The sequence below is a fragment of the Gammaproteobacteria bacterium genome (genome assembly GCA_013001575.1).
Lineage (GTDB): Bacteria > Pseudomonadota > Gammaproteobacteria > Steroidobacterales > JABDMI01 > JABDMI01.
The window spans coordinates 1-11160 of record JABDMI010000072.1 but is presented as its reverse complement, the minus strand read 5'-3'; the positions used below and the strand labels follow the sequence as shown (position 1 = coordinate 11160).

Below are 11160 nucleotides of genomic sequence, written 5' to 3'. Positions count from 1 at the left end.
CGGATGTCGGCGAGTATGCGGAAGATCACCGGTACCAGGATCAGGGTGATCATGGTGGCAAACAATATCCCGTAGGCCAAAGAGATGGCCATGGGTTTCAGGAACTCGGCGGCCAAACTGTTTTCCAGTAATAATGGCGCCAGGCCGGCGTAGGTCGTGATCGAGGTTAACAGGATGGGACGGAATCGTTCGCGTACCGAGACTTCGATGGCTTCAAGCAGATTGCGTCCGCGGTCTTGATGATAATTAATGGTTGTGGTCAGTACCAGGCTGTCATTGATGACTACCCCGAAGAGTGCCAATGCCCCTAGGAAGGATGGCAAACTCATGTAATAGCCGGTGATGAAATGACCCAGGATCACCCCAATCAAACTGAAAGGAATAACCGACACAATGATCAAGGGTTTGGCGTATGAATTTAATGGTAGGGCCAGCAAGGTAAAGATCAATATTACCGAGATCATCAAACCGGAGATCAGGCTACCAACGGTTTTGCGTTGTTCTTCGGCTTGACCATCGAGACGATAATCCACACCGGGTAGATCGGCAAAGTAAGCATTGGCGTTATTTAAAAACACATCCTGCATTTTGCCCAGTGCAACTTTGTTAATAACCGACGCTGTGATCTTGACCGCGCGCTTGCCATCGACCCGAATGATCTGGGTCACGCCCGGGGCGAGCTCACTGTTCACTAAAGCGGACAAAGGGACTTCCTGGCCTTGTTGAGTGCGTATGCGTAAATTATCCAAAATCGAGATGTCTTGTCTTTCGTTAGCGGGATACCGTACAAACACCCGGGTTTCTTCACGTCCACGCTGGATGCGCTGCACTTCAGCACCATAGATCGCCTGACGCACCTGGCGGATAATTTCGGCTTCATTCAATCCCATCGATTGCGCCAGGGCGTTGGTGGTGAACTGCAGTTCATTTTGACCCGAGATTAGATTGTTGCTGGTATCCACCACTTCATTGTATTTACGCAGTTCGGTTTCCACGATCGCTGTGGCCTGTTTAAGGTCTTCAAGATCTCTGGATTCAAGAATGATCTCCACATCCGATGAGGTGGGCCCGCCATCCGCGCCAATGCTCACAACTTTCACGCCGGAGGGTGAACCGAATTGTTTTTGCCAGATCTTTGAGAAGGCGGCCGGACTGATCTCTTTGCCCTGGTACTTGTCCAGTTCAGCCCGAAAGTTTAAGGTTTTATCTCCGTTCGAGACATAGGCGATGTTTTTTACGATGTCTTGCACACTCACATCCTCAAGACTGCGACCGGTAAACTCCTGCACCGCTTGTTCCAGACTGTTTTCAAGTCGGTCTAAGACATCAAAAGTCACTTCATACGGTGTGCCTTCCAGCATTTCGATACTGCCACGCATGCGGTTATCTTCAAGGTCGGGGAAAAATGCCACTTGGACCTGATTGCCGACCATGCTCATGGCCAGTATTAAAGCGGCAATAAATACGCCCAGGGTGATGTAACGAGCCTTAAGTACTTTGCGAATTAATGGCATGTAAAAATCATTCACTAGTTTGCCTAAGCCTTTGGAAATTACATTTTGAATTTTTCTAATCGGATTTATGCGTTCGCCTTGCGCGTATTGACGACTGGGTTTTAAATGTCGTAAATGACTTGGCAAAATCAACTTGGATTCGATCAGTGAGAACAGGAAACACAACATTACCACGGTGCCCATTTCACCAAGAATGTCGCCAAATACGCCGTCCAGCAAGATCAGTGGCAAGAACGCCGCCATGGTGGTGAGCACACCAAAAGTGGTGGGTATCGCGACTTTGCTGGTGCCCTCAAACACCGAAGCCAGGCCAGGGCCCTTGGTCTCCACACTGCGATGCACACTCTCCGAGACAATAATGGCGTCATCCACCACAATTCCCAGTGCCACGATAAAGCCGAAGGTCGATACATAGTTAAAACTGGTGCCTGCACTTGGCATTAACAAAATCGCGCCCAAAAAGGCAATGGGAATACCCACGGCCACCCACATTGCCAGGCGCAGGTCCAAAAACAGACCGAGCAATATAAGTACCAGGGCCAAACCTAACAAGCCGTTCTTTTTAACCAGGTCCAGCCGGTCTTGCAAGGTGATGGTCTCATCCAGCCAGGTGGTAACCGCAATGTCCGGGCTCAGATTTTTTTGGTACTTGTCCAGCACACCCAGAGCCGCGGTTTTAATTTTGATAATGTCTTGTACTTCTGTGGACTTCACCAACACACCCACACTGGGGTTGCCGTTGAATTTACTGATGTTCAGACTTTCGGTGTAGCTGTCTTTAATTACGGCGATGTCACGCAATAATACTTGTTGTCCATTAGCCAAACTAAGGATCGGAATATTGGCAAAGTCTTCTCCATTGCGACGTTCTTTGCGTACACGTAATTGCATGAAACCGGAATCCTGTTTCAGGGTGCCACCACTCCGATCTACCGAATAGCTGCGTATCGCATTGACCACGGTGTCCATGTTAATCTGATAGGCACGTAGGGTTTCTTCCGACAGTTCTATCGAGATCTCTTCAGTGGGAATACCATCAATGTCGACACTGGTGATGTCTTCCTGTTCCAACAACTGGGCACGCAGTTCCTCGGCCAGATCACTGAGTTGTGCGGTCGAGCGTTGTCCGGACAGATTGATCTGGATTACCGTGCCACCAAAAATTTCCGAATTTCCGTCAATATCGAAAACATAGGGTTCCTCGGCATCGCGCGGAAACGTTGAAATAGCATCAACGCGGGTCATCACATCATTGCGCACTTTGTTTTTGTTATAGCCTTTGGCAACCTCAACCGCGACCGAACCAAGATTAGCGGTCGAAGTGGAGTTATACGATTCCACCCCTTCAATACCACTCACTTCTTCTTCGATCTTACTCACAATTGTGCGTTCAACGTCTTCGGCAGAACCGGAATTAACCGGTACGTGAATCACAAAAAAGTCGATAGACACATCCGGCATGACACGACGCTGCATATTGTCCAGCGAAAACAAGCCACCAAGAATGATGGAGAACATCAATATATTGACCGCGATCGGATTGTCTAAAAACCAGCGAATAGGGTTAAACGGGGAGGTGTCGTGATAATTATGCGCCATCTTGATCTCCCCCGACTGAATCAAGAACACTGATCTTAAGTCCCTGGGTATAAGCGCCTTGACCCACGGTGATGACATTCAATGCCTGCTGTTGGGCTGCAGGAATCTGCACCAGAACCGAGTCCGGGTTGCGATGCTGGATCTCGACTGCATGGACCTGCACTATGTTTTCGCTATCGACAACATACACGGAGTTGTCGCTTAGCACGGCAGAATTCGGCAGTTGATATACGTTGGTAAAAGGGCTACCGGAAAATTCGGCCGACACAAAAGATCCTACGCGTAAAGGTCTTGTATGACGTTCAAGATCAAATGGCTGTTGCACTTCAGCAATTACATTGATCAAGCGGGTTTTCGGGTCGATCACACTGTCGATGCGTTCGATCCTGGCCGGCCAGGATAGTTTATGTGATCCGCTTTGGCGTAAATTCACTTCCAGGTTTTCCTGATCCAGTTTGTTCACGTCATTCGGGCTTAAGGCAAAACGCACCAAAACCTTATCGGTGTTCAGGATGGTGCCAATACTTGCACCGGTGCTGACAAAATTTCCGACATTGCTGCTGCGCGCGGTAATTATGCCGGCGTAGGGAGCTTTGATCTGAGTGCGTTTGAGATTGCGATTGGCTTGTTGCAATTCAAGTTCGCGCCGTCGCAAGCTGGCATTGGCGGTTTCCAGCTGTGGTTTACGTAAGGCCAGTTCGGTTGGTTCACCCAGATTGAGTTGTTCCCAGTCAATGCGCGCCTGTTCGGATCGCGCTTTTTCTTCCGCAATTTTTTGTTTTGCGTCGGCCAGCGCTTGTTTGGCTTGCGCTACGGCGACCAGATAATCCGCGGCTTCAATTTTTGCCAATACAGTATCTTTTTCGACTTGTTGACCGGTTTCAAGACAGTCACATAACCACACCAGGCGTCCGCTGACTTGCGCCGCCAGTTGTGATTCTTGCCAGGCTTCAACGGTGGCGGTGCTTTTTAAAACCGGTGCCGCAACGCCAGGGCTTACGCGCACGGTTTTCGCAATAATCTGTTTGGGCGGCGTGGCCTTGGCCACGGGTTCGGTTTTGCTTAATGCATTGACCTTGGATAGACCGATTGCCAGTACGATCAGTAGCAAGGCAATACCCATACCCGCAAAATGTTTGCGATTGAATTTTATGGCGGCGCTGCCGTTTTCCGTTTGCATGTTTTCTTCCTTGTCGTAATTGGATTGGTTAACTTGTTTCATAAGATGCCACCTGAAGAGGCTTGACCGGTAATTTCAGTTGCTGGTTGGCGGTTTAAAACCGACACCGAGGATCCAGTTCTACTGTCCAGGTCAGTTTCATTATCACCACCCAAGGCAACGTACAAAGACACGCGGTTTTGAAGGATCTGGTTTTGAATTTGAAGCAGGGCCTGTTCAGCGTTCAAGTACTGGGTTTCTGTACTTAACAGGGTATTGGCGTTGACCAGGCCTTTTTCATATTGTTGCTGCGCTTGCAGACTGGATTGTTTGGCGTAATCTCGTGCCGTGGTCAACTCGATCACCTGTTGGCGCAAACTGTTTTCACTTGCCAGGGTGGTTTCCACTTCGTTCATGGCGCGCAAAGCCAGATCAATGTATTCCAGTTTGGCGCGCTCTTGTGCATTCTTCTCCAGTTCCAGATTGCCTTTTAACGCCGACCGGTTCAGCAGTGGTTGCGAAAGATTCCCGAGTATTGACCAGACACTGAAATCTTTATCAAAAATATTTTTAAGATCAGCGGTATTAGTACCGCCCGAAGCACTCAACACAATGCTTGGTAAGAGCGCATTGCGGGCCGCCTGTACATCTTTTTCACTGGCTAACATTTGCAGGGCCGCTGCTTGCAAGTCAGGACGTCTTTCGAGTACTTGCGCGGGCACCCCAACTGTTAACTGTTCGGGTAAGGCGGGCAAACTGTGAGTAAAATCTGCATTGCCTTCAGGGTATTTGCCCAGAAACACTTCCAGATTCCTGACCGCGATCCGGCTTGTGTTTTGTTGGGTTAGAAGTGCACGCTTGGCGTTGGCCAGATCGCGTCTGGCCAGTTGTACGTCTAATGCATTGACCAGGCCACGTTTGAAAGAACGCACGGTGATGGCCTCGATGCGTTCTATGTTTTTGGTGTTTTGTTCGGCCAGTCTGAGTAATTCGATTTCGGTGAGTACATTGAAATAGCCCTTCGCAATATTGGCACTGAGTGAGAGTTTCGCAGCACTATAGAGCTGTTGACTGGCTTTCACGTAAAGCACATCAGCCTTGTTCTGGTCGCGCAATTTACCCCATAGATCGACTTCCCATTGACTACTCAGGCCCAGATCAAAATTGTCACCAATAATACTATTTCCGGATACATTTGCTTTGGATCTTGCTGCCGTCAATCCGGTATTCAGATTGGGTAAGCGTTGCCCACTTGAAATACTGGCGAGAACTTGACTGTCCAGCACGCGTGTCGCGGTGATGGCCAAATTCGGATTATTGGCATGACCCTGCTCAATCAGAAGTTCAAGTTCTTTGGAATTGAAATGCCTGACCCAGTGAATCCCGTCGACCAGTGCAAATTGTATGTCTTGCTCAAGGTTTGGGGCTGACTCAGTATTTTCCTGAGCGTAAAAATTCTCGGGTGTTTGAATAATGGTGGATTGCGGAGCGTTCACCACTGAGCGCAGAGGAACCAGTGAACACCCTGTCAGTGAACTTGCCAAAAGCAAAATAAATAACGAGCGAGTTAATTTCTGCGACATACCTTTACGTCCTTGTGGCAGTTTCTACGCCCAACAGAGCGCGGATGTTGTTAAAGATCATTTGTTCGGCAAACGCCATTTCTTTTTCACCAAATTCTTGCCATTGCATGCGTGCCAGCAAGGTTGCGCGCGCTACTTTAAGAATATGAATTTGCCCAAATATCAGAATACTCATCAAACGAGCTTCTTCAGTGTCTGGATCGATCTGTTTGATCATGGCGATCAAACGGGTGGTGATTTCAAACAGTTTACCCATCGGGCCGTTGTACATAATGTCAAAGGCAGCAGTCGGGTGTTGTTGTTCGCGCAGGATCATATTGGACCAATGACGTGTCAGTCTGGAGTTCATCATGTGTATCAAACGCGAGGTTATGCTTTCCAAGGCGGTCAATGCAAACTCGGTTTTCTGATCCTGATCTAGATTGCTGACATCGTCTATATGTTGAGAAATCTCTTGAATGATCGCGCCAAGACCCTGGCGCATTTGCTCGGCAATGTGTTCGAACACCGCCAGATACAAGCCTTGCTTGCCTTTGAAGTGGTAATTGATCAGAGCCTGGTTAGTGCCGGCAAGCTCGGCGATCTCGCGTGTGCTGGCGGCATCGAAGCCATCGCGGCCAAAGATTTCAAGTGCGGCTTCGATCAAGACATCACGGGTAATCTCGCCTCGCGATCGACCACAATTTTTGTTTAAGTATTTGGGGGAAGTTACTGTCATGTCAGGAATTATAATTAATCAAGTGATTAAATCATTCGATTAATTAATTTTTCCACAAGTCTGAATGGTTTTAATCAATAAAAACAATAAGATAGAAATTTGATTACGTAGCTCGGATTTCAATTACAATGCTGATTATCGGATATTTTCCGCGCAATCGAGCCATTCCATGACCAAACAAAAGAATCATTCAAACGAACTTAAGCGCTGTAACTGGGCCTATGCCGGCATGAGTGATGCCTATATTGAATACCATGACCAAGAGTGGGGTATGCCGGTTTACGACGACCAGACATTGTTTGAGTTTCTGGTTCTGGAAGGCGCTCAGGCAGGTCTATCCTGGTCCACAATTTTGAATAAGCGAGCCGGTTACAAGAAGAATTTTGCCAACTTCGATGTACATAAAGTTGCCCGTTTTACCCAAAAGCGCATTGATAAGATCCTGCAGGATCCCGGCGTGGTTCGCAACAAACTCAAAGTGAACTCGGCAGTAAGCAATGCCAAATGTTTTATTGAAGTACAAAAAGAATTTGGAACATTTTCAGATTACGTTTGGGGGTTTGTCGATGGAAAACCCAAAGTCAACAAATGGAAAACCATGCAACAAGTTCCGGCAAGTTCCAAACAATCTGATGCACTAAGCAAAGATTTGAAAAAACGCGGCTTTAAATTTGTGGGCAGCACGATCATGTATGCCTATATGCAAGCCACGGGTTTGGTCAATGATCATACGCTGGACTGTTTTCGGTATAAGGCGTGTCAAGGATAATGATGTTTAATGGGATTCTGACTGTGTGCGGAAGACAACAGGGGGATCTATTCGCGAGCAATTAAAAAAACGACTGTCACGCAGTCGCTTACGTCGCAGGAAATGGAGTCGGCGACGCAAACAACAATGGCTTCTCATCGCCTTGGTGATAGTGCTTGGATATTGCTTGCCCGACCCGGCAGTGATTCCGGTTGAAGGTGCAAGCCGGGCGAATTGGGACCCGCAAAGTTTTTGGTATTACCCCTGGGGTTCCTCAGTAACCCATAAAGGTATCGATATTTTTGCCGATCACGGCACGCCGGTTGTATCGGATGGCTATGGGATTGTTACCTTCGTAGGAACCTACACAAAAGGTGGCAAGGTAGCACTTGTGCTTGGTCCAAAATGGAAAATGCATTATTACGCACACATGTCAGAACACAAAGCGCATGCTTTTCAATTTTTGAGTCCAGGAGAAGTCATTGGCGCCGTGGGTGATACGGGTAATGCCAAAGGCAAACCGCCACATTTGCACTACACGGTGCGTTCAGTGATTCCGTATCCGTGGCGATTCAGTGCCGGGCCGCATGGCGCTCGCAAGATGGTGTATCTGGATCCAGGGGCAAGATATCCGGAGTAATATTTAGTTTTGATTTTTTGGTTTAGCTGTCGCCGTGTATGCTTGTACTTGTTCCATGGTTTTATCCACATCGCCGACATCGGTGATCAAGGGCATAAAACGAATCGTTTTATTTGCGTAATCGAGAAGCACGGTTAGCACGGGAACATTGGTTGCTTGTGCAATCACCGCAAATCCTTTTTTCCATTGGGTGACTTTTCCACGCGTGCCTTCAGGGGCAAGACCAAGGATCAGTTGCGGATGCTGATTGAATGCCTCAACCATTTGACCGGTCAATCCTTGTGAAGAACCCCGGTTAACCGGTATGCCACCGGTTGAGCGCATAAACCATCCCAGGGGAAATTTGAACAAGGTGTGTTTTCCAAAATAGGAGACGCGTAAACGCAGTTTGAAAACAGCCGCAATGGCGACAATGAAATCCATGTTGGAACTGTGCGGTGCGACCGGAAGAATCATTTGTGCAAGGTTAGGGACTTCGCCTTCAAATTTCCAGCCGAGAAATTTAAACACCGCGCTGCCGATTGCGGCGGTAAAGGCGTTGCCTTTTCTGGGGATGTTCGAGCCGAGTGTAAGGGAATCATTCATTCTTGTAATAGTTTAATCGTCAATTCAATAACTGATAAATAAAGCTGTGCAGTATGTATCCGTGCAAGGCACCTTATTCAGGCTTAAGTATATTATTTAACAGATCATCCTTCTTTACCCACAATTCATTTGTCCATTTCTGAAAATGCGCTTTAAATTCAGGGTCATTCTGGTAATCGCCGTGTAAGAATTCTTCCGGTATCTCAAACATATTGATTCGAACAATGACATTCTTGATCCTGTTTGCAAACAAGTCACTAAAAGTATTCTTTCCGGTGGGGTAAGCGATGGTCACATCAATCAGTTTTGTAACCGAACCATCCATGGCATTGAGGGTGAAAGCCGCGCCGCCAGCTCTGGGTTTGAGCAAATGTTTGAAAGGTGAGCCTTGTTTCTCATGCTTGGCTTGCGTAAAACGTGTGCCCTCAAAAAAATTGATTATGGAAACCGGTTTGGTTTTGAAATGCTGGCACGCCTGCTTGGTGGCCTCCAGATCTTTGCCTTTCATTTCCGGGTGTTTTTCCAGATACTCGCGACTGAAGCGTTGCATACGCGGGAAATCCAGTCCCCAAAAAGCAAAACCCAGAATTGGTAACCAGACGAGTTGTTTTTTGATGAAGAATCTCAGAAAAGGGAATTTTCCAGTGAAAAGGCGTTGCAAAACGACAATGTCGACCCAGGATTGATGGTTGGAGGCGATCAAATAAGACTCATTCTCGGAATACGCTACCGACTCGTCCCAGTGCACATCCCATTCAATATTCGTAACCCAATCGGAAATTCGATTATTGCCATAGACCCATTGCTCTCCAAGTTTCACCAACAGGTCATCAAAAAAATGTCGCAGCCGGCTTTTGGCGAAAATAATTTTGCATAACATCACGGGGTAAAAAAGTAACATGCCCCAGAACACCAGGTTCAGAATGAAAAGCAAATAGGCGAGCGGAACGCGAATAAATTTTGGTAAAAAGCCAAGCACCGGATCAGACCCAGTCTCGGTTGATTAAAAATTCAGTCAAGAGTTTTTCTTCTGCGCTACCGGGTTCGGCCTGATATTCGTACTCCCAGCGCACCAACGGAGGCATCGACATCAAGATTGATTTGATGCGTCCTTTAGACTGCAGACCGAATAAGGTTCCGCGGTCATACACCAAATTGAATTCCACATAACGACCGCGGCGATGTAACTGGAAATGTCTTTCACGTTCAGAGTATTGCGTATCCTTGCGATTATCCACGATCGGCATGTATGCCTTTATGTATCCGTCACCCACTTTTTGCATAAACTCGAAACACTTTTCAAATCCCCATTCATGCAGGTCGTCGTAAAATAGACCGCCAATACCGCGTGGCTCATTGCGATGTTTGACATGGAAGTAGTCATCACAGCGTTTTTTGAATTCCGGATAGACCGATTCGCCAAAGGGTATGCAAGCCTCTTTGGAGACCTGGTGCCAATGGATGCAATCCTCTTCAAAAGCATAATAGGGTGTGAGATCAAAGCCACCGCCAAACCACCAGACTTTGCCGCCACCTTGTGTAGCTGCTTCAAAATAGCGTACGTTCATGTGTGAGGTGGGCACATAGGGGTTGAGCGGGTGCATGACCACCGAGACGCCAAGCGCCTGGTATTCAGCGCCGACCAGTTCCGGGCGTGCCTGGGTCGCGGCTGGCGGGAGTTTCGTGCCTTTGATGTGGGAAAAGTTAAACCCGGCTTTTTCAAAAATAGAACCGTTGTTGAATACCCGGGATTCACCGTAACCTTGCAAAGGCTCATGTGGTGCCTTTTCCCAGGGGTCTTTAAGGAGTTGTCCTTGCTTATCGCGCTCGACCACATTTCGGCTTATGCGCTCTTGTAGATCCAGGAGATAATTTTTAACTTGTTCGATAGTTGTCATGCAATGCATTGTAGAAGCTTATATTAGTGAGGTCGAGCTATACATCTTGCAGGCATCGCTTTGCACAATATGAGAAGAGATTCAACGGATTCTATTTCCGGTTCTCGCATCAATAATCGCGCTTGGCTTGTCTGAGTCGCCAAGTGTTGATGGATAGATGTAATCCACTAGCTCACCAAACTGGTTTTCCAGTTGCCAGGCATGTTTGATGGGCGGTTGTCCACTGCGATTGGCACTGGTTGAGATCAATGCATGTCCCAGCGCGTCACATAATTCCCGGGTGTCTTGGTGAGTAGTGATGCGAATTGCGATACTGTCCCTGCCGCCAGTCACCAGTGAAGAAACGGTCTCGCTTGCAGAAAGAATTAAAGTTGTAGGTCCGGGCCAGTAATCGCGTATTGCATTCTCTTCTTCTATGGACAATAGCTCCAGATATTTTTGAACTTGTGCAAAACTTGAAGCAATAAGGATAAATCCTTGTCTGGCGTTACGCCCCTTGATTTCAAGGATTCGTTGTATGGCGTGATGATTGTCCGGGTCACAGCCAAGTCCGTAAACGGCTTCGGTGGCGTAGGCAATGACACCGCCGTGTTGCACAGTGTCGACGGCTTTTGCTATCTGAAATTGGGAGGGCATGGGTAGATTATATCGAATTACCAGTCAGCAATAGCATATCCGGAATCTAGCGGGTATTAAGCGAGCGAGAGTCCGGACAG

Annotated in this window: 10 protein-coding genes; 2 read left to right on the top strand and 8 right to left on the bottom strand. The window is 47.7% G+C overall.

Going from position 1 to position 11160, the window contains the following annotated elements; translation table 11 throughout:
* The 4 genes from HKN88_06630 to HKN88_06615 form a co-directional block, all read right to left on the bottom strand.
* On the bottom strand, positions 1-3113 hold a 3113-nt coding region (locus HKN88_06630; protein NNC97733.1), incomplete at its 3' end, for an efflux RND transporter permease subunit.
* The gene (locus HKN88_06625; GenBank protein NNC97732.1) at positions 3103-4335 is read right to left on the bottom strand and encodes an efflux RND transporter periplasmic adaptor subunit; all 1233 of its coding nucleotides are present in this window, start codon (positions 4333-4335) and stop codon (positions 3103-3105) included. The genes HKN88_06625 and HKN88_06630, both read right to left, overlap by 11 nt.
* Complete coding sequence (locus HKN88_06620) at positions 4332-5855, bottom strand: efflux transporter outer membrane subunit (GenBank protein NNC97731.1); 1524 nt, start codon at positions 5853-5855, stop codon at positions 4332-4334. The genes HKN88_06625 and HKN88_06620 overlap by 4 nt, the downstream gene beginning before the upstream one ends.
* A gap of 4 nt (positions 5856-5859) precedes the next feature.
* Positions 5860-6573: a CerR family C-terminal domain-containing protein gene (locus tag HKN88_06615; protein NNC97730.1), complete on the bottom strand. Its 714-nt coding sequence runs from the start codon at positions 6571-6573 to the stop codon at positions 5860-5862.
* Positions 6574-6742: 169 nt separating this feature from the next.
* Between HKN88_06615 and HKN88_06610 the strand changes: the two genes are divergently transcribed.
* On the top strand, positions 6743-7342 hold the full coding sequence (locus tag HKN88_06610) for a DNA-3-methyladenine glycosylase I (GenBank protein NNC97729.1): 600 nt from the start codon (positions 6743-6745) through the stop codon (positions 7340-7342).
* Positions 7343-7508: 166 nt separating this feature from the next.
* On the top strand, positions 7509-7961 hold the full coding sequence (locus HKN88_06605) for a M23 family metallopeptidase (protein NNC97728.1): 453 nt from the start codon (positions 7509-7511) through the stop codon (positions 7959-7961).
* Between the two features lie 3 nt (positions 7962-7964).
* On the opposite strand, the gene HKN88_06600 is transcribed toward HKN88_06605, so the two are convergent.
* The 4 genes from HKN88_06600 to HKN88_06585 form a co-directional block, all read right to left on the bottom strand.
* The gene (locus HKN88_06600) at positions 7965-8546 is read right to left on the bottom strand and encodes an acyltransferase (protein ID NNC97727.1); all 582 of its coding nucleotides are present in this window, start codon (positions 8544-8546) and stop codon (positions 7965-7967) included.
* Positions 8547-8619: 73 nt separating this feature from the next.
* Positions 8620-9525 (bottom strand): acyltransferase, encoded by a 906-nt coding sequence (locus HKN88_06595; protein ID NNC97726.1) that lies wholly within the window; start codon positions 9523-9525, stop codon positions 8620-8622.
* Between the two features lie 4 nt (positions 9526-9529).
* A complete protein-coding gene (hemF, locus tag HKN88_06590; GenBank protein NNC97725.1) occupies positions 9530-10444 on the bottom strand; it encodes an oxygen-dependent coproporphyrinogen oxidase in 915 nt (304 codons plus the stop codon).
* An 81-nt stretch (positions 10445-10525) separates the two neighbouring features.
* The gene (locus HKN88_06585) at positions 10526-11080 is read right to left on the bottom strand and encodes a threonylcarbamoyl-AMP synthase (protein NNC97724.1); all 555 of its coding nucleotides are present in this window, start codon (positions 11078-11080) and stop codon (positions 10526-10528) included.
* Between the last annotated feature and the right edge of the window lie 80 nt (positions 11081-11160).

Coding starts and splice junctions, on each gene's coding strand:
- HKN88_06600 (NNC97727.1), bottom strand. CDS start 8,546: ATGAATGATTCCCTTACACTCGGCTCGAACATCCCCAGAAAAGGCAAC.
- HKN88_06625 (NNC97732.1), bottom strand. CDS start 4,335: ATGAAACAAGTTAACCAATCCAATTACGACAAGGAAGAAAACATGCAA.
- HKN88_06585 (NNC97724.1), bottom strand. CDS start 11,080: ATGCCCTCCCAATTTCAGATAGCAAAAGCCGTCGACACTGTGCAACAC.
- HKN88_06610 (NNC97729.1), top strand. CDS start 6,743: ATGACCAAACAAAAGAATCATTCAAACGAACTTAAGCGCTGTAACTGG.
- HKN88_06620 (NNC97731.1), bottom strand. CDS start 5,855: ATGTCGCAGAAATTAACTCGCTCGTTATTTATTTTGCTTTTGGCAAGT.
- hemF (NNC97725.1), bottom strand. CDS start 10,444: ATGACAACTATCGAACAAGTTAAAAATTATCTCCTGGATCTACAAGAG.
- HKN88_06615 (NNC97730.1), bottom strand. CDS start 6,573: ATGACAGTAACTTCCCCCAAATACTTAAACAAAAATTGTGGTCGATCG.